Origin of the sequence: Escherichia sp. MOD1-EC6300, assembly GCF_002965045.1 — a bacterium.
In the GTDB taxonomy this organism is placed as follows: domain Bacteria; phylum Pseudomonadota; class Gammaproteobacteria; order Enterobacterales; family Enterobacteriaceae; genus Escherichia; species Escherichia coli_F.
The window spans coordinates 278,102-299,839 of sequence record NZ_PTRH01000001.1; the positions used below are offsets into that span (position 1 = coordinate 278,102).

Here is a 21,738-nt window from a genome sequence, read left to right on the forward strand (position 1 = left end):
ACTCCCGTTAAAAACTGTTCCTGCGCTGCCAGAGCAGTAGCAAAAAAAATGGTCCACCAATCAGTGAGATAATGATTCCGGCAGGCAGTTGCAAAGGCAAAAAAGCCAAACGACCAATGCTATCCGCCAGAATAACTAACAACGCCCCCGATACCGCGCTCCCCAGCAGTAATGTCGTCTGCCCGCCACGTAGAATAAAACGTGATATATGGGGTGCTATCAATCCGACAAAACCTATGTTACCAACACACGAAACGCAGACGGCTGTCAGGATTATGGGTGCGGCGACACGTAACAACGCCAGGCGAGAACTATTCACGCCTAACCCGGTTGCCACCTGATGACCAAGCAGAGCGATATCCGCCGTCCTGGCGGTGAACAGCAATAAAAGAGCGGCTGGCAACATCCAACAGGCTGAAATACCGACTAACATCCAGTTAGCTGCATGCAGGCTTCCCGATAACCACATCAATGCAGTTTGTACATCTCGAACATCTGCAGTGGTCATAAATACACCGATACCGGCGGCGAAAAACCAGGAAACACCAATACCAATCAGAACAAATCGCGGGCGGGAAATATCGCGCGCACAAAAAATCACGATTAAAGCCACCAACAGGCCGCCAGCAAGACCAGCCACTGGACGCCAGAACATTCCCAGCATTGGAAACTGGAAAATCAGCCACAGCACAGCCACGCTACATCCTTCTTTGACGCCGATTAAACCAGGATCGGCAAGGCCGTTACGTGCAATGGATTGCATTGCGGCCCCTGCCATACCTAACATGGCCCCGCATAGCAATGCCATGATGACTCTCGGCAAGCGAATATCCTGCACAATATAACGTGCGTCTGTGCTTACGTTTTCTGGAGCAAACAACGCTCGTCCTACTTCCGATGCCGGAACAGAGAAAGAACCCTGCATCAGACCGAATATCAGTATTCCAACCGCAAGCAGGAACAGCCCACCAAGCAACAGCAGATTTTTAGGGCGTACCAGTGTCGAAAACTTACCAACACGTAGTGGGCGTAGCCCGACGTTCATTATCCGACTCATTTGAACATCCTCGTCGCCATAATGACAAAAACAGGCGCACCAACTAACGCCGTCATGACACCGGTCGCTAACTCATGGGGCGTGAAAAGCGTACGGGCAATAATATCTGCCAGTAATAACAAAAGTGCGCCGACACAAGCTGAAAGAGGGAGCAGAACGCGCAGATCCGCTGATACCAGACGCCGGACAATCTGCGGTACTAGCAGGCCGACAAAACCAATGGGGCCAGCAATCGATACGGCTGCGCCACAGAGCAACGCGATCGCAAGCAGGGTGAATGTTCGCGTGCGGAATACAGAGACGCCCAGCCCCTGCGCCATGCGATCGCCCAGTGCCAACATGTTAAGGGAGGGTGCAAGGTAAAGGGCTAACACAAATCCCCCCAGAGAAAACCAGGCGGACGTACCCAGCGTCGCCCAATCCTGCCCCGCTAAATCACCTGCTAGCCATGTCCGCATCGCCAGCAGTGTTTGTTCGTCAAGAATCAGGATTGCAGCCGTTATTGAGGACACGAACGCCGATAGCGCCACGCCGCATAAAGTAACTTTCATTGGCGTTAACCCTGAACGCCCTGCGGAGGAAAGCAGCAATATCAACAGGAACAATAACGCGCCCCCCGTAGATGCCAGCAGTGGGCGTCCAATCGGAAAGGCCAGTCCAAGCGCACTGGCGGCAACGACAGCAAGAGCGGCTCCGGCATTTAAGCCTAAAATATGTGGCTCCCCCAATGGGTTACGAATGACAGCCTGCAACAAAGCACCAGCAACGCCAAGAGAAGCACCGGTAAGCAATGCTGCCGCTAAACGCGGCAAACGGAGTCTTACAATTACGTTGTGATCGAAGTTTTGCAGATCAAAATGAAGAAATGCCTGCAACACCGTTTGTGGTGCAATAAATCGGGCACCAATCCCTGGATATACCACGCATCCCACCAGCAGTAAGGCGAGGAAAATTACAGTAACCAGCCCTGTGCGCATCATACTTTTTCTACACCACGAAACGGCATGAAGAACGGCTTTCCCGTCAGAGGATTTATTGATGCGTGAACATCAACGTCAAAGACCGCTTTTACCAGCTCAGGCGTGCAATGCTCCCCCTCATTCAACACACGCACCACTTTCCCCTGGCGTAAAAATATCAACGTATCGCCATAATTGACGGCAAAATTCAGATCATGCAACACCACGACGACTGTACGCCCGTGATGACGCGTTAAATCATGTAATAACTCAAGAATTTCAACCTGATAACGTAAATCAAGCCAGGTTGTGGGTTCATCCAGCAGGATATAAGGCGTCTTTTGCGCCAACACCATCGCAATCCAGCAACGCTGGCGCTGCCCACCAGAGAGTTTTTCAACAGGTAAATGTGCAAACTCCTGCGTACCCGTTAATTTCAGGGCCTCTTCTACCGCCAGCTCATCGGCGTCGCTCCATTGACGAATGAAATTCTGCCAGGGAAAACGCCCACGCGACACCAGTTCATAAACGGTTAAGCCCTCCGGCAATAATGGCGACTGCGGCAAGATCCCAAGTCTACGGGATAACGCTTTCGTTGGTTGCTCGTGAATCGCGTTGCCATCAAGCAATATCGAACCGCCCATGGGATGCAAGATACGAGCAATGGTGCTGAGCAGCGTCGACTTTCCACAGCCGTTTGCCCCAACCAGAACGGTCATTTTTTCTGTGGGAACGGAGAAAGAAACACCATCAACAATGATTTTCTTGTGATACCCGGCAGAAACATTGTCGAGGATCAGCCCCTGCCCTTTTGCGTTATGTGCCACGTGTACGCCAACTTAATCAAAGACAAACAAAAATAAAACTCATTCTCCTTTGAGAGTTTGATGCCACAAAATGTAGTAGTCAAGCAGTTAAAAGCCACACAAAAACAAGGTAAATAACAGGTAAAATATTTTTGCACATAAAAATAAAAACATTAAATATTAATAAATTAAAAACAATTAAATTGTATAAACCTTTCATAAAAACACATGTAGCAATTTTTTGTTATTTCTCATTTACTACTACATTACCGCGTGATTGAATGATTCTCAATTACATATCCGATGGCGAAATAACAAACGGATAGTGCTTAGTGAGCAATAAGAAACAATTTTCACTCGCGACAATCCGCGAGTTTTTGGGATAACAGACTAAATGGCTATGTTCACACCTTCATTCTCAGGACTCAAAGGTCGAGCGCTCTTTTCACTGCTCTTTGCAGCACCGATGATTCATGCAACCGACACTGTAACGACCAAAGATGGCGAAACAATCACTGTTACAGCGGATGCAAATACCGCAACTGAGGCGACCGATGGTTATCAACCTCTGAGCACCTCCACGGCGACATTAACCGATATGCCGATGCTGGATATCCCGCAGGTGGTCAATACGGTTAGCGATCAAGTTCTGGAAAATCAGAATGCGACGACGCTGGATGAGGCACTTTATAACGTCAGTAACGTGGTACAGACCAATACATTAGGCGGGACTCAGGATGCTTTTGTACGTCGTGGGTTTGGTGCTAACCGGGATGGCTCCATCATGACCAACGGCCTGCGAACTGTACTTCCTCGCAGTTTCAACGCCGCCACAGAACGTGTGGAAGTGCTAAAAGGTCCGGCCTCCACGCTGTATGGCATTCTCGATCCTGGCGGACTGATTAACGTCGTGACAAAGCGCCCGGAAAAAACATTCCATGGTACTGTCTCAGCCACTTCCTCCAGTTTTGGCGGAGGCACTGGGCAATTGGATATCACAGGTCCCATTGAAGGCACTCAGCTGGCGTATCGCCTTACCGGGGAAGTGCAGGATGAAGATTACTGGCGAAACTTCGGTAAAGAGCGCAGTACATTTATTGCCCCGTCACTCACCTGGTTTGGTGATAATGCAACAGTAACCATGCTCTATTCCCATCGGGACTATAAAACTCCGTTCGATCGTGGAACGATTTTCGACCTTACGACGAAACAGCCCGTAAACGTTGATCGAAAAATACGTTTTGACGAACCGTTTAATATTACAGATGGTCAGTCCGATCTGGCGCAACTCAACGCAGAATATCATCTCAATAGCCAGTGGACAGCGCGCTTTGATTACAGCTACAGCCAGGATAAATACAGCGATAATCAGGCGCGTGTTACCGCGTATGATGCAACGACAGGAACGCTGACACGGCGTGTTGATGCAACTCAAGGATCTACCCAGCGTATGCATGCTACTCGTGCGGATCTGCAAGGGAATGTTGATGTTGCTGGATTCTATAATGAGATTCTGGGTGGGGTGTCATATGAATATTATGATCTTCTGCGCACAGATATGATTCGCTGTAAAAAAGCTAAAGATTTCAATATCTACAACCCTGTTTATGGCAATACCAGCAAATGCACAACGGTCTCGGCGTCGGACAGTGATCAGACGATCAAACAGGAGAGCTACTCAGCTTATGCACAGGATGCACTCTATCTGACCGATAACTGGATTGCCGTCGCCGGGCTCCGCTATCAGTATTACACGCAGTATGCGGGTAAAGGCCGTCCTTTTAATGTCAATACTGACAGCCGCGATGAACAATGGACTCCCAAACTGGGATTGGTCTACAAACTGACGCCATCGGTATCCTTATTTGCCAATTATTCGCAAACATTTATGCCGCAATCGTCAATTGCCAGCTACATTGGCGATCTACCACCAGAATCATCTAATGCTTACGAAGTCGGGGCAAAATTCGAGCTATTCGATGGTATCACCGCAGATATTGCGCTGTTTGATATCCATAAACGTAATGTGTTGTATACCGAAAGTGTTGGTGATGAAACCATTGCCAAAACGGCAGGCCGTGTTCGTTCAAGAGGGGTAGAAGTCGACCTTGCGGGAGCATTAACTGAAAACATTAATATCATTGCCAGCTACGGCTATACCGATGCTAAGGTTCTGGAGGATCCTGATTATGCAGGGAAACCATTGCCGAATGTTCCTCGTCATACCGGTTCGCTATTCCTGACCTATGATATTCATAACATGCCAGGCAATAACACACTGACGTTTGGCGGTGGTGGACATGGTGTAAGCCGTCGTTCGGCAACCAATGGGGCTGACTATTATCTGCCAGGCTATTTTGTTGCCGATGCCTTCGCCGCATACAAAATGAAATTGCAGTATCCGGTCACACTGCAATTAAACGTCAAAAACCTGTTTGATAAAACGTATTACACCTCTTCCATCGCCACAAATAATCTGGGCAACCAGATTGGCGATCCTCGTGAAGTGCAATTCACGGTGAAAATGGAATTTTGATCAAAAAAGCCCGGTATACACTTGTATACCGGGCTATGTTTTATTCTTCTGGCGGGAGGATTATCAGACCTCAATCTCCGCCATGTCGCCTTTCTCTTGCAACCAGTTACGGCGATCTTCCGAGCGTTTCTTCGCCAGTAGCATGTCCATCATCGCGTCAGTACGCTGATCGTCTTCATCATCGATGGTCAACTGCACCAGACGGCGAGTATTCGGATCAAGCGTGGTTTCGCGCAATTGCATCGGGTTCATTTCCCCCAGACCTTTAAAACGCTGAACGTTCGGCTTGCCTTTCTTGCGTTTTAATTGCTCGAGCACGCCCTCTTTCTCTTCTTCCGTCAAGGCGTAATAGACCTCTTTGCCAAGGTCAATGCGGTAGAGCGGTGGTAGCGCTACATATACGTGACCGTGTTTCACCAGCGTACGGAAGTGTTTTACAAACAAGGCGCAGAGCAACGTGGCAATGTGCAGACCATCGGAGTCAGCATCCGCCAGGATACAGATCTTGCCATAACGCAGTTGGCTAAGATCGTCGCTGTCAGGATCGATACCGATCGCTACCGAAATATCGTGCACCTCCTGCGAAGCAAGCACTTCATCAGAAGAGACTTCCCAGGTGTTAAGGATCTTACCTTTCAGCGGCATGATCGCCTGATATTCACGATCGCGTGCCTGCTTGGCGGATCCGCCTGCGGAGTCACCTTCCACGAGGAACAGTTCAGTACGGTTAAGGTCCTGCGCGGTACAGTCAGCCAGTTTGCCAGGCAGCGCCGGGCCGCTGGTCAACTTTTTACGCACCACTTTCTTGGCCGCACGCATACGGCGCTGGGCGCTGGAAATCGCCATCTCCGCCAGCAGTTCAGCCGCCTGAACGTTCTGGTTCAGCCACAAGGTGAAGGCATCTTTCACCACGCCAGAAACGAATGCCGCGCACTGACGCGAAGAGAGACGCTCTTTGGTCTGCCCGGCAAACTGTGGATCCTGCATTTTTACTGACAGCACATAGGCGCAGCGATCCCAGATATCTTCCGCCGACAGCTTCACGCCGCGCGGCAGAATGTTGCGGTATTCACAGAACTCGCGCATTGCGTCCAGCAGGCCCTGACGCAAACCGTTAACGTGCGTACCGCCCTGCATCGTAGGAATCAGGTTGACGTAGCTTTCGGTCAGCAGTTCTCCGCCTTCCGGTAGCCACAGTAGCGCCCAGTCCACCGCTTCAGTATCGCCAGCGAAATTACCGATAAACGGTTTTTCCGGCAGCGTCGGTAAACCGTTTACCGCTTCCGCCAGGTAATCGTTCAGACCGTCCTGATAGCACCAGCGTTGTTCGGTGTTGTTGATCTCATCTTTAAAAGTGATCTCAACGCCCGGGCACAGTACCGCTTTGGCTTTCAGCACATGCGTCAGGCGTGAAACAGAGAAACGCGGGCTGTCAAAGAAGGCTTCATCCGGCCAGAAGTGCACGCTGGTACCGGTATTGCGTTTACCGCAAGTGCCCACAACCTGCAAATCCTGTATCTTTTCGCCATTTTCAAAGGCGATGTTATAGATCTGACCATCGCGGCGTACGTTAACTTCTACGCGCTTCGACAGGGCGTTAACCACCGAAATCCCCACGCCATGCAGGCCGCCAGAGAACTGGTAGTTTTTGTTAGAAAATTTACCACCCGCGTGCAAACGGCAAAGAATCAGTTCGACCGCCGGAACGCCTTCTTCAGGGTGAATATCCACCGGCATCCCGCGACCATCATCAATCACTTCTAACGACTGGTCAGCATGTAAAATAACGTCCACGCGTTTCGCGTGACCCGCCAGTGCTTCATCGACACTGTTATCAATGACTTCTTGCCCCAAATGGTTAGGGCGCGTGGTATCGGTATACATCCCCGGGCGGCGGCGAACCGGCTCAAGCCCGGTGAGTACCTCAATGGCATCAGCGTTATAAGTTTGCGTCATGGTTTAAGTTAGCAATTCGAGTTGATCGTCAGAGATGGTGCAGACCAAGAAAATCGACGATCGGGTTGAAATAATCTTCGAAGCCCGTGAATGCGTGGTTACCGCCTTCAATCACCGTCTGGCGGCAGGAGGCGTAATACGCAACTGCCTGGCGGTAATCCAGCACTTCATCTCCCGTCTGTTGCAGCAGCCAGATCAAATCCGGCGCTTCCAGCGGGTCAATCTGCATGACTTTGAGATCGTAAATATGGCGTGACTCTAGCACATATTGCTGCCCGGTGTAGGGGTTCTCGTTCTGACCGAGATAGTCCGTCAACAGTTCAAACGGGCGCACCGCTGGGTTTACCACCACGGCGGGCAGCATAAAACATTGCGACAACCAGGTGGCGTAATATCCCCCCAGTGATGAACCGACGATCCCCAGTGAATCGCCGCCATGTTCCAGGACAATGGATTCCAGCAGTTCTGCCGCGTCGGAAGGATACGGCGGCAACTGCGGAATGATCATCTCAACGTCAGGGTGATGTTCCGCCAGCCAGTTTTTCAACAAGCTCGCTTTCGCAGAACGCGGCGAACTATTGAAACCGTGTAAATAAAGAAGCGTCGACATCAGTAACCTTCTGAAGCGGTATCTGGTTGGAAACGGGAGTCTGCCAGGCGGTGCACCTCGGTGGTCAACGTGCCATCGGCATGGAGTTCCAGCGTACGCCAACCAGGCGCTATGGTGTCCAGCGTGAAGTTGGAACAGTGCGGCTTAAACTGCACGCAGGTCGATGGCGTTGCCAGCAGGCGGCGACCATTCCAGTCGAGATCCAGCTCCTGATGGATATGTCCACACAACAAGTATTTAACGTTCGGAAACTTCGCCAGCACGTTATCCAGTTCGCCCGCGTTACGCAGACTGTGTTGGTCGAGCCAGCTACAACCCGCAGGTAGCGGATGATGGTGCAGCAGCAGCAACGTATGGCGTTCTGGCGCATCGGCCAGTTTACGTTCCAGCCACTCAAGCTGAAACTCGCTCAGCTCACCGTGCGGCACGCCAAACACCTGGCTATCCAGCAACAGGATTTGCCATTGCTCACCAATAAACACCCGCTTCGCCGGGGAAATCCCCGCATCCTGTAGCGCGCTGTACATCGCAGGCTGAAAATCGTGGTTGCCCGGCAGCCAGACGCAGGGCGCACGAAAACTTGCGATGCCTTCAGCGAAATGCTGATAGGCCGCAGAGGATTGATCCTGCGCTAAATCACCGGTCGCGACAATCAGGTCGAATTCGTGCTGGTGTGGACGAATCGCCTCCAGCACCGCCTGGTAGCTTTCCCAGGTATTTACCCCCAACAGGGCTTCGTGCTTTTGCGCAAACAGGTGAGTGTCGGTAATTTGTAAAATCCTGACTCTGGCCTCACCAGCCAGAGGAAGGGTTAACAGGCTTTCCAAATGGTGTCCTTAGGTTTCACGACGCTAATAAACCGGAATCGCCATCGCTCCATGTGCTAAACAGTATCGCAACCAGTCCGCTAAAAACTGGTTAATTTGATGCTTTTCGTCGCGTTGATGCAACTTTTTATTAGGATAATCATACCGCGCTTTGAAGCGAAAAATCTGCTGACTTGAACACACTTCAGCCACCATCGCGTCATGATACAGACGCACCGTCATTGACGGAAGGCTCCAGTAACTGATCGCGGGCGCAGTCTGTTCGATTGTCACCAGGGTAGTGTATCGGGTCGATTCCACAATCGTTAGCCGATATTGTGCGTTTGCCACCTGATAGCTTACAGTTTCGCCGGGTGCGTCATTGCGCGGTAACAAACGCCGCAATTGTGAAAAGTTCATCTCGCACAGGCGCATCATTTCAGGAAAGTCAGGTGTGTAACGCTTCATTTATGCCCACTCATTTTTTAACGCTTGATGATGCAGCTGCAGCCATTGCAAAGCGATGACCGACGCTGCGTTGTCGATTTTCCCCTCTTCTACCCATTGGTATGCCTGTTCCCGGCTTACCACATGAACGCGAATATCTTCGTTTTCATCAGCCAGACCGTGAATACCGCTTGCGGTCGTGGCGTCCACTTCGCCCACCATAATTGACGAACGCTCACTGGTGCCCCCAGGGCTTGCCAGGAAACTTAACACCGGTTTGGTCCGTTTGACTATCAGTCCCGCCTCTTCAATCGCTTCGCGACGGGCGACATCTTCCACACTTTCACCCTCTTCAATCATCCCGGCCACCATCTCCAGTAGCCAGGGGGTTTCGCTGGTGTCATACGCGGCAATCCGAATCTGCTCAATCAGCACAACTTCATCGCGCACTGGGTCAAAGGGTAGCAAGACTGCGGCGTGACCGCGCTCAAAAATTTCCCGCCGTACCTCACGACTCATTTGCCCGTTGAATAGACGATGACGAAATCTATAAAGATCTAATGAAAAAAAGCCGCGATAAAGTGTTTCTCGTGCAATAATTTCAACATCGTTTTTGCCAAAAGTAACGGGCAGGTTGTCTGGCTTAAGCATTGTTAATGTCCTGGCACTAATAGTGAATTAAATGTGAATTTCAGCGACGTTTGACTGCCGTTTGAGCAGTCATGTGTTAAATTGAGGCACATTAACGCCCTATGGCACGTAACGCCAACCTTTTGCGGTAGCGGCTTCTGCTAGAATCCGCAATAATTTTACAGTTTGATCGCGCTAAATACTGCTTCACCACAAGGAATGCAAATGAAGAAATTGCTCCCCATTCTTATCGGCCTGAGCCTTTCTGGGTTCAGTACGTTGAGCCAGGCCGAGAACCTGATGCAAGTTTATCAGCAAGCACGCCTTAGTAACCCGGAATTGCGTAAGTCTGCCGCCGATCGTGATGCTGCCTTTGAAAAAATTAATGAAGCGCGCAGTCCATTACTGCCACAGCTAGGTTTAGGTGCAGATTACACCTATAGCAACGGCTACCGCGACGCGAACGGCATCAACTCTAACGCGACCAGTGCGTCCCTGCAGTTAACTCAATCCATTTTTGATATGTCAAAATGGCGTGCGTTAACGCTACAGGAAAAAGCAGCGGGTATTCAGGACGTCACGTATCAGACCGATCAACAAACCTTGATCCTCAACACCGCGACCGCTTATTTCAACGTGTTGAATGCGATTGACGTTCTTTCCTATACACAGGCGCAAAAAGAAGCGATCTACCGTCAGTTAGATCAAACCACTCAACGTTTTAACGTGGGCCTGGTGGCGATCACCGACGTGCAGAACGCCCGTGCACAGTACGATACCGTGCTGGCGAATGAAGTGACCGCACGTAATAACCTCGATAACGCTGTAGAGCAACTGCGTCAGATCACCGGTAACTATTATCCGGAACTGGCGGCGCTGAATGTCGAAAACTTTAAAACCGACAAACCGCAGCCGGTTAACGCGCTGCTGAAAGAAGCCGAAAAACGCAACCTGTCGCTGTTACAGGCACGCTTGAGCCAAGACCTGGCGCGCGAGCAAATTCGCCAGGCGCAGGATGGTCACTTACCGACTCTGGATTTAACGGCTTCTACCGGGATTTCTGACACCTCATATAGCGGTTCGAAAACCCGTGGTGCCGCTGGTACCCAGTATGACGATAGCAATATGGGCCAGAACAAAGTTGGCCTGAGCTTCTCGCTGCCGATTTATCAGGGCGGAATGGTTAACTCGCAGGTGAAACAGGCCCAGTACAACTTTGTTGGTGCCAGTGAGCAACTGGAAAGCGCCCATCGTAGCGTCGTGCAAACCGTACGTTCCTCATTCAACAACATTAATGCTTCTATCAGTAGCATTAACGCCTACAAACAAGCCGTAGTTTCCGCTCAAAGCTCATTAGACGCGATGGAAGCGGGCTACTCGGTCGGTACGCGTACCATTGTTGATGTGTTGGATGCGACCACCACGCTGTACAACGCCAAGCAAGAGTTGGCGAATGCGCGTTATAACTACCTGATTAACCAGTTGAATATTAAATCAGCTCTGGGTACGTTGAACGAGCAGGATCTGCTGGCACTGAACAATGCGCTGAGCAAACCGGTTTCCACTAATCCAGAAAACGTTGCGCCGCAAACGCCAGAACAAAATGCTATTGCTGATGGTTATGCACCAGATAGCCCAGCCCCAGCCGTTCAGCAAGCATCCGCACGCACGACTACCAGTAACGGTCATAACCCTTTCCGTAACTGATGCTGACGACGGGGCTTCGGCCCCGTCTGAACGTAAGGCAACGTAAAGATACGGGTTATCTGCCGCATTCTTCCCCCTTCCCGCTTCAATTTCGACCAGCCATCCTCTATTCTGATGGGTATTTACCACTGGTCCCGGAAGACAAAAATGAAACGGACAAAATCCATACGCCACGCATCGTTCCGCAAAAACTGGAGCGCACGCCATCTGACACCTGTCGCTCTTGCTGTTGCCACTGTTTTTATGCTGGCAGGCTGTGAAAAGAGTGATGAGACAGTGTCTCTGTATCAAAATGCTGATGACTGCTCAGCCGCAAACCCAGGCAAAAGCGCAGAATGTACCACTGCGTATAACAATGCGCTGAAAGAAGCCGAACGTACTGCGCCGAAATACGCCACACGTGAAGACTGTGTTGCCGAATTTGGTGAAGGTCAGTGCCAGCAGGCACCAGCCCAGGCTGGCATGGCACCTGAAAATCAGGCGCAGGCCCAGCAATCCAGCGGGAGTTTCTGGATGCCGCTGATGGCAGGTTACATGATGGGACGTTTGATGGGCGGCGGCGCGGGCTTTGCACAACAACCGCTGTTCTCCTCGAAAAACCCAGCCAGCCCGGCTTACGGTAAATATACTGATGCCACCGGTAAAAACTATGGCGCAGCTCAGCCAGGCCGCACCATGACCGTACCGAAGACAGCCATGGCACCAAAACCGGCGACCACCACTACCGTTACCCGCGGTGGCTTTGGTGAATCTGTTGCCAAACAAAGCACCATGCAGCGTAGCGCAACTGGCACCTCTTCTCGTTCAATGGGTGGCTGATACCGATGGAAAGAGTCAGTATTACCGAGCGCCCGGACTGGCGCGAAAAAGCCCACGAATACGGTTTCAATTTTCACACCATGTACGGCGAACCGTACTGGTGTGAAGATGCTTACTACAAGTTGACCCTCGCCCAGGTTGAAAAGCTGGAAGAAGTCACCGCCGAACTGCACCAGATGTGCCTGAAAGTGGTTGAAAAAGTGATCGCCAGCGATGAGCTGATGACCAAATTCCGCATTCCAAAACACACCTGGAGTTTTGTGCGCCAGTCATGGCTGACTCACCAGCCATCGCTTTATTCGCGTCTTGATCTGGCGTGGGATGGTACTGGCGAACCTAAACTTCTGGAAAATAACGCCGATACGCCAACGTCACTGTATGAAGCCGCATTCTTTCAGTGGATCTGGCTGGAAGATCAGCTTAACGCCGGTAACCTGCCGGAAGGCAGCGACCAGTTTAACAGTCTGCAAGAAAAGCTTATTGATCGCTTTGTCGAGCTGCGTGAGCAGTTCGGCTTCCAATTGCTACATCTCACCTGCTGTCGCGATACAGTGGAAGATCGCGGCACCATTCAATATTTGCAGGACTGCGCAACCGAAGCTGAAATCGCTACCGAATTCCTCTACATCGACGATATCGGTTTAGGCGAAAAAGGTCAGTTCACGGATTTACAGGATCAGGTGATTTCCAACCTGTTCAAGCTGTATCCGTGGGAATTTATGCTGCGTGAGATGTTCTCAACCAAGCTGGAGGATGCAGGCGTACGCTGGCTGGAACCGGCGTGGAAGAGCATTATCTCCAACAAGGCGCTTCTACCGCTGCTGTGGGAGATGTTCCCGAATCACCCAAACCTGTTGCCCGCTTATTTTGCGGAAGATGATCATCCGCAAATGGAAAAATATGTGGTTAAACCGATCTTCTCCCGTGAAGGCGCAAACGTGTCGATCATTGAGAACGGCAAAACCATTGAAGCAGCAGAAGGTCCGTATGGCGAAGAAGGGATGATTGTTCAGCAATTCCACCCGTTACCGAAATTCGGCGATAGCTATATGCTGATTGGTAGCTGGCTGGTGAACGATCAACCTGCCGGAATTGGCATTCGTGAAGACCGTGCATTGATCACCCAGGATATGTCTCGGTTTTATCCACATATTTTTGTTGAATAAGCCATGATACCGGATGGCACTCGCCATCCGGTAATTATTAGCCTATCTGCACCGACAACATACTTAAACTGCCCATTTCTATACCATCGACCGGAATGGTAATTGGCTCCTGCCCATCCCACGCACCTAAGACATACAACAACGGCAGATAGTGCTCTGGCGTTGGGTTCGATAACGCGCCACCTTCATGGTCGAGATAATTCACCAGAGGATGCTGCTCTACCGGTCCTTGCCACGTCAGATTCGCTTTCACATACTCATTAAATGACGTCGCCCACGGATACGGTGAACTATCACCGTGCCACTTCACCGTACGCAGGTTATGCACCACGTTACCGCTGGCGACCAACATTATTCCTTCGTCTCGCAGAGCCGCCAGTTTACGCCCCATCTCAAAGTGCCAGGCGGCAGGTTTGGTACTGTCGATACTCAACTGCACCATCGGGATATCGGCGTCAGGATACATCTTAATCAGCACGCCCCAGGAACCGTGGTCAAAGCCCCAGGCTTCTTTATCCAGCGTCACAGGGACCGGCGCTAACAGCTCAACCAGACGCTGTGCCAGCGCAGGCGAACCCGGAGCAGGATAATGGGTGTCGTACAGCGCCTGCGGAAAACCGCCAAAATCATGAATCGTGGGCGGCGTCTCCATCGCGGTCACTCCTGTTCCACGGGTAAACCAGTGAGCCGAAACCACCACAATCGCTTGCGGGCGTGGCAATGTCATCCCCAACTTCTGCCAGCTGCGGGTATACAAATTATCTTCCAGCACGTTCATCGGACTACCGTGACCTAAAAACAATGCTGGCATACGTGTTGAAGACATGATGATATCCTTAACTAAAGGTGTCATTTTGATATCCTCACAATACGCTTGTTCGGCGGAGTAAGAACCCGGATAACAATGATGATGATCATCAGTTATTTTGACGATCTGCCTGAAGGTAAAGATTTATAAGGAGTTGTCGATGTCAGTACCTCTCATTCTGACCATACTGGCGGGGGCAGCCACGTTTATTGGCGCGTTTCTCGGCGTTCTCGGACAAAAACCCTCGAACCGCTTACTGGCGTTTTCGCTAGGATTTGCGGCGGGGATTATGTTGCTCATCTCATTAATGGAAATGCTTCCTGCCGCATTAGCCGCCGAAGGAATGTCGCCTGTGCTGGGTTATGGAATGTTTATCTTCGGTCTGCTTGGCTATTTTGGTCTGGACCGCATGTTGCCACATGCGCATCCGCAGGATTTAATGCAAAAATCGGTGCAGCCGTTGCCAAAATCGATCAAGCGCACAGCCATTCTGCTCACTCTCGGCATCAGTCTGCATAACTTCCCGGAAGGCATTGCCACCTTTGTCACGGCGAGCAGTAACCTGGAGCTGGGCTTTGGCATCGCGCTGGCTGTTGCATTGCATAATATTCCTGAAGGTCTGGCAGTTGCGGGGCCGGTTTACGCGGCAACGGGGTCAAAACGCACCGCAATTTTGTGGGCGGGCATTTCTGGGCTGGCAGAAATTCTTGGTGGTGTTCTGGCGTGGTTAATCCTCGGTAGCATGATTTCTCCGGTGGTCATGGCGGCAATCATGGCGGCGGTTGCAGGAATTATGGTGGCGCTCTCGGTTGATGAATTAATGCCGCTAGCTAAAGAGATTGACCCCAATAATAACCCCAGCTATGGCGTGCTATGTGGAATGTCAGTGATGGGATTCAGTTTAGTGCTACTACAAACGGCGGGAATTGGTTAAAAGCAACATCAGAAGTTGTCCAGCGCATGGACAACTTCTGCCAGCTTCACTAAAGCCCTATTCTACCTTCTCGGCTGTCTCTTCTCTCGTACTGTTTAAGTATTTATTCCGCGCTTCAAGCAGTGCGTCTCTGTCCTGACGAAACGCCCGACAATAACGTTTCAAATGCAGTAAATAACCCACCACAACCAGAGCAATCAATACAATCCAGTACCAGGCGATAAACATCCTTTTACCCTTAATATTTAACAATACTAAACATTTAGCGCATAAAATTCACATATCCTTTTTCGGATATATTCATATGGTCGCATAATAACGGAACAATTATATGATTTTGATCATAATGGAAAAGAATGCCTGATATTAATGAAATTTTCTCATAGAAAGAGAAGAGGAATTAACATCTTGCATAACAAGAGCAAAATAAAAACCGAAGCCAGTAATAGCTTCGGTTTCTTGATTAACGCGGTAAATTAAGCAGCGGTTTTCAGCTAGCTTTACGCTCATGTGCCTGACGGTATGCCACCAGGTCTTCAATAGTCACGAGCGCCATATTGTGTTTCTTGGCAAACTCAATGCACTCTGGCGCACGCGCCATCGTGCCATCGTCATTAGTCAGCTCACACAACACACCAGCTGGTTTAAAGCCTGCCAGCGTCATCAGATCAATAGTCGCTTCGGTATGGCCGCCACGCGTCAGCACACCACCCGCCTGCGCGCGCAGTGGGAAAACGTGGCCAGGACGATTCAGATCAGAAGGTTTAGCGCCATCGGCAATCGCAGCACGAACGGTCGTAATACGGTCAGCGGCAGAAACACCGGTAGTCACCCCTTCAGCCGCTTCAATGGTCACGGTAAAACCGGTGCCATAGGCGCTGGTGTTATTTTCTACCATCATTGGCAGATCGAGTTGTTTACGGCGATCTTCAGTGATGCACAGGCAAACAATACCGCTACCGTGGCGAATGGTCAGCGCCATCTGCTCAACGGTCATGGTTTCTGCCGGGAAGATCATATCGCCTTCGTTTTCACGGTCTTCATCATCAAGCACCATTACACCGCGTCCTTCACGCAGCGCAGCCAGTGCATTTTCAACACGTTCGAAAGGCGTACCAAAAGAGGAAAGTAGCGTCTGATTCATGGTAAAAAAACCTCACTAAAATTATGGTTACCAGAATCAGGGCAGTCTTAGGAGTGGCGGCATATAGCCAAAATAACGTGAGCGGGTCCATGCCCGACAGAATCGTTACTCTCTCCCATCCGGACTCTAACCGTCGGCCCCGGAATTACACCGGATCTGCTGTCCTTTGAGTTCGCACCCAAAGCGCTCGCGGGCTTTCAACTGAGTTGATTTACCGCCGGTGGGGAATTTCGCCCCGCCCTGAGAATAAGCGGATTCACTATAACGCTAATGATTAGCGGCAGCAACGCATAGCTTCACATTATTCTGGTTTATGACTTACCCTTATCGCACTACAATGGCACTCAACACCTATCAGTACAGGGAAACTACAATGATTGACCCGAAAAAAATTGAGCAAATCGCTCGCCAGGTTCACGAATCAATGCCTAAAGGAATCAGGGAGTTCGGGGAAGATGTGGAGAAAAAAATCCGCCAAACCCTACAAGCGCAGTTGACGCGTCTCGATCTGGTAAGCCGCGAAGAATTCGACGTTCAGACGCAAGTCCTGTTACGGACTCGTGAAAAACTGGCGTTACTGGAACAACGCATCAGCGAACTGGAAGCGCGCAATAATCCGGTAGCAGAACTTCAATCTCCTCCGGCTATCCCGCCGGTTGATAAAGCAGAATAAAGCACCACAAAAACGGGCCAGACGGCCCGTAATATCAATGTTCTAATTCCAGTTCTCTGGTTTGCATCATCTGTTGGCAATACCAGGCATAACGTGCGCAAAACCAGGTTCTATGTTCTTCATCCATGTTACCAGTAACGGCTAGAATATCGACCGGGCGACCTTCTGCGTGCATTCTGGCAAAACTACGCGCCAGGAAATCGAAATTATTTAAAGAATTAAGACTATGATCCATAAGCACATCCTCCGGTTATCGCATACCTTTTAAGGCCATATGCTTTTTCTGATTTCAGTATTCCCCAATCAGTGTAGTGCCTTTAAACATAACGTGCGTAAATATATTGTCCCCGATCACACTTTTTAGTGAAAAATAAAAAACCATATTAAAAGACTTTCTCTTCCAGAACCTCTCTAACATGTGTTATTATTAACAAAGATAAATGTAAGCAAGGAAACTATCCTAAAGTAAATATTGCGTCACTAAATGGACATTGGAGTGACATATGATTTTATTCGCCGACTATAACACCCCTTATCTTTTCGCTATTTCCTTTGTACTGTTGATCGGCCTTTTAGAAATTTTTGCGCTTATCTGCGGTCACATGCTCTCCGGTGCTCTTGATGCACATCTTGACCATTATGATTCCATAACCACAGGTCATATTAGCCAGGCACTTCATTATCTCAATATCGGAAGATTGCCAGCTCTCGTCGTTCTCTGTTTACTGGCTGGTTTTTTTGGTCTTATTGGCATCCTGTTGCAGCATGCCTGCATCATGGTTTGGCAATCACCACTCTCGAACCTGTTCGTGGCTCCTGTCAGTTTACTGTTTACGATTATTGCGGTGCATTATACCGGTAAAATAGTTGCGCCCTGGATTCCACGCGACCATAGTTCAGCTATTACAGAAGAAGAATATATTGGTAGCATGGCGTTCATTACCGGTCATCAGGCCACTTCAGGTAATCCCTGCGAAGGAAAACTCACCGATCAATTTGGCCAAATACATTATTTACTACTAGAGCCTGAAGAAGGAAAAATTTTCACTAAAGGAGACAAAGTGTTAATTATTTGCCGACTTTCTGCAACGCGATATTTGGCGGAAAACAATCCCTGGCCCCAGATATTGTAATTTATTAATCAAAAGGAAATTTAATAATGGATGATATTGTTAATTCTGTGCCCTCCTGGATGTTTACCGCAATTATTGCCGTATGCATTCTGTTTATTATTGGAATTATTTTCGCCAGGCTCTATCGTCGCGCTTCGGCAGAGCAAGCTTTTGTTCGTACTGGTTTAGGTGGGCAAAAAGTGGTAATGAGCGGTGGCGCAATCGTGATGCCGATCTTTCATGAAATAATCCCCATCAATATGAATACTCTGAAGCTGGAAGTCAGCCGCTCAACCATTGATAGCCTGATTACGAAAGATCGTATGCGCGTCGATGTCGTTGTCGCTTTCTTTGTGCGGGTAAAACCGTCAGTGGAAGGTATTGCCACCGCCGCCCAGACGCTGGGGCAACGCACCCTGTCGCCTGAAGACTTACGTATGTTGGTTGAAGATAAATTTGTCGATGCCCTCCGTGCAACAGCTGCACAAATGACCATGCATGAGTTACAGGATACCCGCGAGAACTTCGTGCAGGGCGTACAAAATACCGTTGCTGAAGATCTGTCGAAAAACGGCCTGGAACTGGAAAGCGTTTCACTTACCAACTTTAACCAGACGTCGAAAGAACATTTCAATCCTAACAACGCCTTTGACGCCGAAGGTTTAACCAAGCTGACGCAGGAGACGGAGCGCCGTCGCCGCGAACGTAACGAAGTTGAACAAGATGTAGAAGTTGCGGTGCGTGAGAAAAACCGTGATGCGCTATCGCGGAAGCTGGAGATTGAACAGCAAGAAGCGTTTATGACGCTTGAGCAGGAGCAGCAGGTTAAAACCCGTACCGCTGAGCAGAATGCGAAAATTGCGGCTTTTGAGGCCGAGCGTCGTCGGGAAGCAGAGCAGACGCGAATTCTGGCTGAACGACAGATTCAGGAAACGGAAATCGACCGCGAACAGGCCGTCCGTTCCAGAAAAGTTGAAGCTGAACGTGAAGTTCGCATTAAAGAGATCGAACAGCAGCAGGTCACCGAAATCGCCAACCAGACGAAATCGATCGCTATTGCCGCCAAATCGGAACAGCAGTCACAAGCGGAAGCGCGTGCCAACCTTGCACTTGCAGAAGCGGTAAGCGCCCAGCAAAACGTAGAAACCACTCGCCAGACCGCAGAAGCCGATCGTGCTAAACAAGTTGCCCTAATCGCTGCCGCGCAGGATGCAGAAACCAAAGCGGTTGAACTGACCGTGCGGGCGAAAGCAGAAAAAGAAGCCGCAGAGATGCAGGCGGCGGCGATCGTTGAGTTAGCCGAAGCTACGCGTAAAAAAGGCCTGGCGGAAGCAGAAGCGCAACGTGCGCTGAACGATGCTATCAACGTACTTTCTGACGAGCAAACCAGCCTTAAATTCAAACTGGCATTGTTGCAGGCGCTCCCTGCGGTAATTGAGAAATCTGTGGAACCAATGAAGTCTATCGACGGTATTAAGATTATTCAGGTCGATGGTCTGAACCGTGGTGGTACCGCAGGGGATGCAATATCAGGTAGCGTTGGTGGAGGAAATCTGGCGGAACAAGCGTTATCAGCCGCGCTTTCTTATCGCACACAGGCACCGCTGATTGACTCCTTACTCAATGAAATCGGTGTTTCAGGCGGCTCGCTAGCGGCATTGACTTCACCCTTAACCTCAACAACTCCCGTCGCAGAAAACATAGAATAAATTTTCAACTATGAACATCCCTGGCCCAAAAAGCCGGGGATTTTTTATATCTGCGTTCCGCTAAAAAGTACAAATGATCAGGTTGTTACAGCGTTTTGCGAGCCAACTCGGGGAAGAGAAAACTGCATAAGAGAAAGCATTGCGCGGGGTCTGGCGCTCATCAACAATCGGGTAGTCAGCAAGGGGCTGAAACGGGAAAGCCCCTCCCGAGGAAGGGGCCTTGTATAAGGAAAGGGTTATGATGAAGTTCGTCATCATACTGATTGTGTTGTTACTGTTAAGTTTCCCGACTTACTAACAACCAATTCAGAGGGGGGAGAAATCCTCCCTTACCCTTGTTCCTTTACTTTAGGTTGAAAAAACAACAGCGTCAATAGGCCTGCCTGGTTCGAAGCGAGATCTGTGAACCGCTTTCCGGTTAGCCTTTTTTATCCTGTTGGATCTTCTTGATGATGTTGGTCGTTGAGCAACCGTCTTCAAAGTTGAGCACCAACACTTCGCCACCGTTGGCCCAGACTTCTTTACTCCCGGCAATCTCTTCTGGTTTATAGTCGCCGCCTTTCACCAGCAGGTCTGGCAAGATCCCGGCGATCAAGCGCTGCGGCGTATCTTCTTCAAACGACACCACCCAGTCGACCGCTTCCAGTGCCCCCAGCACAATCATACGCTGTTCGAGAGGGTTAACGGGGCGGGAATCCCCTTTCAGCCGTTTGGTGGAGGCATCGCTGTTCACAGCGACAATCAGGCGGTCACCCAGTTTACGGGCGTTTGCCAGATAGGAGACATGCCCGGCGTGCAGAATGTCGAAGACGCCGTTGGTCATCACCACTTTTTCACCGCGTTTACGCGCCGCCGCTACCGCCAGCTTCAGCTCCTCTTCGGTCATCACACCAAAGCCGGTATCTGCACGTCCACGTACTGCGTTTTCCAGCTCGATCGGTGAAACCGTGGATGTTCCCAGTTTGCCAACCACCACACCAGCTGCCGCATTGGCAAAGAAGCAGGCTTCTTCCAGCGAATTACCCGCTGCCAGCGTTGCCGCCAGGACGCCAATCACCGTGTCGCCCGCACCGGTAACGTCATACACTTCCTGCGCCTGGGTTGGCATATGCAGCGGCGCTTTACCCGGTTGCAGCAGGGTCATCCCTTGTTCGGAACGGGTCACCAACAGAGCCGAGAGTTCGTAGTCGGCAATCAGTTTCATGCCGCGTTCAACAATCTCTTCTTCTGTTTTACATTTACCAACAACAGCTTCAAATTCCGAGAGATTCGGCGTTAACAGCGTAGCGCCGCGGTAGCGCTCAAAATCGGTGCCTTTTGGATCAATCAGCACCGGAACGCCCGCTTTACGCGCCAGTTGGATCATCTGCTGCACGCTTGCCAGCGCACCTTTCGCGTAGTCAGAGAGCACCAGCGCGCCAATCGAACTCAGCGCCTGATTAATCCGCTCGTGCAGCGGCTGCGGATCAACCCCTTCGAAACCTTCTTCAAAATCCAGACGGATCAGCTGTTGGTTGCGGGAAAGTACCCGTAATTTGGTGATGGTCGGATGCGTCGGTACAGAAACGAAGTCGCATTTGACGTTGACGTCGGCCAGAGATTTACTCAGCGCGCGCGCCGCATCGTCAATGCCCGTCAACCCGACCAGGCGTGCATTAGCACCGAGAGAAGCGATATTCATCGCCACGTTAGCCGCGCCGCCCGGACGTTCTTCGATGGTATTCACTTTAACCACGGGCACCGGCGCTTCCGGCGAGATACGGCTGGTGGGACCGTACCAGTAACGATCCAGCATCACATCACCAACCACCATCACTCCTGCACGTTCAAACTCTGGCAGCGTTACTTTCATTCCTGTC

At 50.4% G+C, this 21,738-nt stretch carries 22 protein-coding genes and 1 riboswitch; of the genes, 9 read left to right on the forward strand and 13 right to left on the reverse strand.

All coding sequences use genetic code 11. The features are described 5' to 3' along the window. Positions 1–7: 7 nt before the first annotated feature. Genes BGE37_RS01375 through BGE37_RS01385 form a run of 3 tightly spaced genes read right to left on the reverse strand, consistent with a single transcriptional unit; the run spans position 8 to position 2,843 of the window. A complete protein-coding gene (locus tag BGE37_RS01375; RefSeq protein ID WP_001298372.1) occupies positions 8–1,045 on the reverse strand; it encodes a FecCD family ABC transporter permease in 1,038 nt (345 codons plus the stop codon). 8 nt (positions 1,046–1,053) lie between these two features. Then, positions 1,054–2,037 (reverse strand): FecCD family ABC transporter permease, encoded by a 984-nt coding sequence (locus BGE37_RS01380; RefSeq protein WP_032185142.1) that lies wholly within the window; start codon positions 2,035–2,037, stop codon positions 1,054–1,056. Then, positions 2,034–2,843: an ABC transporter ATP-binding protein gene (locus BGE37_RS01385; RefSeq protein ID WP_032185143.1), complete on the reverse strand. Its 810-nt coding sequence runs from the start codon at positions 2,841–2,843 to the stop codon at positions 2,034–2,036. The genes BGE37_RS01380 and BGE37_RS01385 overlap by 4 nt, the downstream gene beginning before the upstream one ends. A 373-nt stretch (positions 2,844–3,216) precedes the next feature. Here BGE37_RS01385 and BGE37_RS01390 point away from each other — a divergent pair, with 373 nt between their 5' ends. Beyond that, on the forward strand, positions 3,217–5,358 hold the full coding sequence (locus BGE37_RS01390) for a TonB-dependent siderophore receptor (RefSeq protein ID WP_105287693.1): 2,142 nt from the start codon (positions 3,217–3,219) through the stop codon (positions 5,356–5,358). 63 nt (positions 5,359–5,421) lie between these two features. On the opposite strand, the gene parE is transcribed toward BGE37_RS01390, so the two are convergent. Genes parE through nudF form a run of 5 tightly spaced genes read right to left on the reverse strand, consistent with a single transcriptional unit; the run spans position 5,422 to position 9,828 of the window. Beyond that, the gene (parE, locus tag BGE37_RS01395; RefSeq protein ID WP_105287694.1) at positions 5,422–7,314 is read right to left on the reverse strand and encodes a DNA topoisomerase IV subunit B; all 1,893 of its coding nucleotides are present in this window, start codon (positions 7,312–7,314) and stop codon (positions 5,422–5,424) included. Positions 7,315–7,342: 28 nt separating this feature from the next. Further along, positions 7,343–7,924 (reverse strand): esterase YqiA, encoded by a 582-nt coding sequence (yqiA, locus tag BGE37_RS01400; protein ID WP_000105733.1) that lies wholly within the window; start codon positions 7,922–7,924, stop codon positions 7,343–7,345. Next, positions 7,924–8,751: a 3',5'-cyclic-AMP phosphodiesterase gene (cpdA, locus tag BGE37_RS01405; protein ID WP_105276767.1), complete on the reverse strand. Its 828-nt coding sequence runs from the start codon at positions 8,749–8,751 to the stop codon at positions 7,924–7,926. Before cpdA ends, yqiA begins: the two co-directional genes overlap by 1 nt. Before the next feature lie 24 nt (positions 8,752–8,775). Beyond that, positions 8,776–9,198 carry a DUF1249 family protein gene (locus tag BGE37_RS01410; RefSeq protein ID WP_000833393.1) on the reverse strand — a complete coding sequence of 141 codons (423 nt, stop codon included), beginning with the start codon at positions 9,196–9,198 and terminating at the stop codon, positions 8,776–8,778. Next, entirely contained in the window at positions 9,199–9,828 is a 630-nt protein-coding gene (gene nudF, locus BGE37_RS01415; protein ID WP_000917127.1) for an ADP-ribose diphosphatase, read from the reverse strand. Between the two features lie 204 nt (positions 9,829–10,032). Between nudF and tolC the strand changes: the two genes are divergently transcribed. The 3 genes from tolC to BGE37_RS01435 all read left to right on the forward strand — a co-directional run bounded on the left by tolC (position 10,033) and on the right by BGE37_RS01435 (position 13,499). Continuing rightward, the gene (gene tolC, locus BGE37_RS01420) at positions 10,033–11,514 is read left to right on the forward strand and encodes an outer membrane channel protein TolC (RefSeq protein ID WP_000735299.1); all 1,482 of its coding nucleotides are present in this window, start codon (positions 10,033–10,035) and stop codon (positions 11,512–11,514) included. 147 nt (positions 11,515–11,661) lie between these two features. Further along, positions 11,662–12,333 (forward strand): DUF1190 family protein, encoded by a 672-nt coding sequence (locus BGE37_RS01430; RefSeq protein ID WP_000831543.1) that lies wholly within the window; start codon positions 11,662–11,664, stop codon positions 12,331–12,333. Positions 12,334–12,338: 5 nt separating this feature from the next. Further along, the gene (locus tag BGE37_RS01435; RefSeq protein ID WP_100733764.1) at positions 12,339–13,499 is read left to right on the forward strand and encodes a glutathionylspermidine synthase family protein; all 1,161 of its coding nucleotides are present in this window, start codon (positions 12,339–12,341) and stop codon (positions 13,497–13,499) included. Positions 13,500–13,536: 37 nt separating this feature from the next. Here the strand turns inward: BGE37_RS01435 and ygiD are convergent, their stop codons facing one another. Beyond that, a complete protein-coding gene (gene ygiD, locus BGE37_RS01440; RefSeq protein WP_105278339.1) occupies positions 13,537–14,325 on the reverse strand; it encodes a 4,5-DOPA-extradiol-dioxygenase in 789 nt (262 codons plus the stop codon). 142 nt (positions 14,326–14,467) lie between these two features. On the opposite strand from ygiD, the gene zupT reads away from it, so the two are divergent. Further along, on the forward strand, positions 14,468–15,241 hold the full coding sequence (gene zupT / locus BGE37_RS01445; RefSeq protein WP_001295627.1) for a zinc transporter ZupT: 774 nt from the start codon (positions 14,468–14,470) through the stop codon (positions 15,239–15,241). 57 nt (positions 15,242–15,298) lie between these two features. Here the strand turns inward: zupT and yqiD are convergent, their stop codons facing one another. Beyond that, the gene (yqiD, locus tag BGE37_RS25305; protein ID WP_000469268.1) at positions 15,299–15,469 is read right to left on the reverse strand and encodes a protein YqiD; all 171 of its coding nucleotides are present in this window, start codon (positions 15,467–15,469) and stop codon (positions 15,299–15,301) included. Between the two features lie 262 nt (positions 15,470–15,731). Beyond that, positions 15,732–16,385, reverse strand: a complete 654-nt coding sequence (ribB, locus tag BGE37_RS01455) for a 3,4-dihydroxy-2-butanone-4-phosphate synthase (RefSeq protein ID WP_039021375.1) — start codon at positions 16,383–16,385, stop codon at positions 15,732–15,734. Positions 16,386–16,488: 103 nt separating this feature from the next. Continuing rightward, positions 16,489–16,637: riboswitch (FMN riboswitch) on the reverse strand. 121 nt (positions 16,638–16,758) lie between these two features. Between ribB and ubiK the strand changes: the two genes are divergently transcribed. Then, on the forward strand, positions 16,759–17,058 hold the full coding sequence (gene ubiK, locus BGE37_RS01460; protein ID WP_000566827.1) for a ubiquinone biosynthesis accessory factor UbiK: 300 nt from the start codon (positions 16,759–16,761) through the stop codon (positions 17,056–17,058). 34 nt (positions 17,059–17,092) lie between these two features. Here ubiK and glgS read toward each other — a convergent pair whose 3' ends face one another. Beyond that, on the reverse strand, positions 17,093–17,293 hold the full coding sequence (glgS, locus tag BGE37_RS01465; RefSeq protein ID WP_001296424.1) for a cell surface composition regulator GlgS: 201 nt from the start codon (positions 17,291–17,293) through the stop codon (positions 17,093–17,095). Positions 17,294–17,561: 268 nt separating this feature from the next. On the opposite strand from glgS, the gene BGE37_RS01470 reads away from it, so the two are divergent. From BGE37_RS01470 to BGE37_RS01485, 3 genes are all read left to right on the forward strand, one after another. Further along, positions 17,562–18,191 (forward strand): OB-fold-containig protein, encoded by a 630-nt coding sequence (locus tag BGE37_RS01470; RefSeq protein WP_105287695.1) that lies wholly within the window; start codon positions 17,562–17,564, stop codon positions 18,189–18,191. A 26-nt stretch (positions 18,192–18,217) separates the two neighbouring features. After that, the gene (locus BGE37_RS01475; protein WP_032185149.1) at positions 18,218–19,879 is read left to right on the forward strand and encodes a flotillin family protein; all 1,662 of its coding nucleotides are present in this window, start codon (positions 18,218–18,220) and stop codon (positions 19,877–19,879) included. A gap of 238 nt (positions 19,880–20,117) precedes the next feature. Beyond that, positions 20,118–20,177: a type I toxin-antitoxin system Ibs family toxin gene (locus tag BGE37_RS01485; protein WP_071821827.1), complete on the forward strand. Its 60-nt coding sequence runs from the start codon at positions 20,118–20,120 to the stop codon at positions 20,175–20,177. Between the two features lie 120 nt (positions 20,178–20,297). Here the strand turns inward: BGE37_RS01485 and hldE are convergent, their stop codons facing one another. After that, on the reverse strand, positions 20,298–21,731 hold the full coding sequence (hldE, locus tag BGE37_RS01490; protein WP_000869189.1) for a bifunctional D-glycero-beta-D-manno-heptose-7-phosphate kinase/D-glycero-beta-D-manno-heptose 1-phosphate adenylyltransferase HldE: 1,434 nt from the start codon (positions 21,729–21,731) through the stop codon (positions 20,298–20,300). Positions 21,732–21,738: the final 7 nt, after the last annotated feature.

Bases quoted from the DNA above. Each gene is read 5' to 3' on its own strand.
- BGE37_RS01375 (WP_001298372.1), bottom strand. From the start codon at position 1,045: ATGAACGTCGGGCTACGCCCACTACGTGTTGGTAAGTTTTCGACACTG.
- BGE37_RS01380 (WP_032185142.1), bottom strand. From the start codon at position 2,037: ATGATGCGCACAGGGCTGGTTACTGTAATTTTCCTCGCCTTACTGCTG.
- BGE37_RS01390 (WP_105287693.1), top strand. From the start codon at position 3,217: ATGGCTATGTTCACACCTTCATTCTCAGGACTCAAAGGTCGAGCGCTC.
- parE (WP_105287694.1), bottom strand. From the start codon at position 7,314: ATGACGCAAACTTATAACGCTGATGCCATTGAGGTACTCACCGGGCTT.
- yqiA (WP_000105733.1), bottom strand. From the start codon at position 7,924: ATGTCGACGCTTCTTTATTTACACGGTTTCAATAGTTCGCCGCGTTCT.
- BGE37_RS01410 (WP_000833393.1), bottom strand. From the start codon at position 9,198: ATGAAGCGTTACACACCTGACTTTCCTGAAATGATGCGCCTGTGCGAG.
- nudF (WP_000917127.1), bottom strand. From the start codon at position 9,828: ATGCTTAAGCCAGACAACCTGCCCGTTACTTTTGGCAAAAACGATGTT.
- tolC (WP_000735299.1), top strand. From the start codon at position 10,033: ATGAAGAAATTGCTCCCCATTCTTATCGGCCTGAGCCTTTCTGGGTTC.
- BGE37_RS01430 (WP_000831543.1), top strand. From the start codon at position 11,662: ATGAAACGGACAAAATCCATACGCCACGCATCGTTCCGCAAAAACTGG.
- BGE37_RS01435 (WP_100733764.1), top strand. From the start codon at position 12,339: ATGGAAAGAGTCAGTATTACCGAGCGCCCGGACTGGCGCGAAAAAGCC.
- ygiD (WP_105278339.1), bottom strand. From the start codon at position 14,325: ATGTCTTCAACACGTATGCCAGCATTGTTTTTAGGTCACGGTAGTCCG.
- zupT (WP_001295627.1), top strand. From the start codon at position 14,468: ATGTCAGTACCTCTCATTCTGACCATACTGGCGGGGGCAGCCACGTTT.
- yqiD (WP_000469268.1), bottom strand. From the start codon at position 15,469: ATGTTTATCGCCTGGTACTGGATTGTATTGATTGCTCTGGTTGTGGTG.
- ribB (WP_039021375.1), bottom strand. From the start codon at position 16,385: ATGAATCAGACGCTACTTTCCTCTTTTGGTACGCCTTTCGAACGTGTT.
- ubiK (WP_000566827.1), top strand. From the start codon at position 16,759: ATGATTGACCCGAAAAAAATTGAGCAAATCGCTCGCCAGGTTCACGAA.
- glgS (WP_001296424.1), bottom strand. From the start codon at position 17,293: ATGGATCATAGTCTTAATTCTTTAAATAATTTCGATTTCCTGGCGCGT.
- BGE37_RS01470 (WP_105287695.1), top strand. From the start codon at position 17,562: ATGATTTTATTCGCCGACTATAACACCCCTTATCTTTTCGCTATTTCC.
- BGE37_RS01475 (WP_032185149.1), top strand. From the start codon at position 18,218: ATGGATGATATTGTTAATTCTGTGCCCTCCTGGATGTTTACCGCAATT.
- hldE (WP_000869189.1), bottom strand. From the start codon at position 21,731: ATGAAAGTAACGCTGCCAGAGTTTGAACGTGCAGGAGTGATGGTGGTT.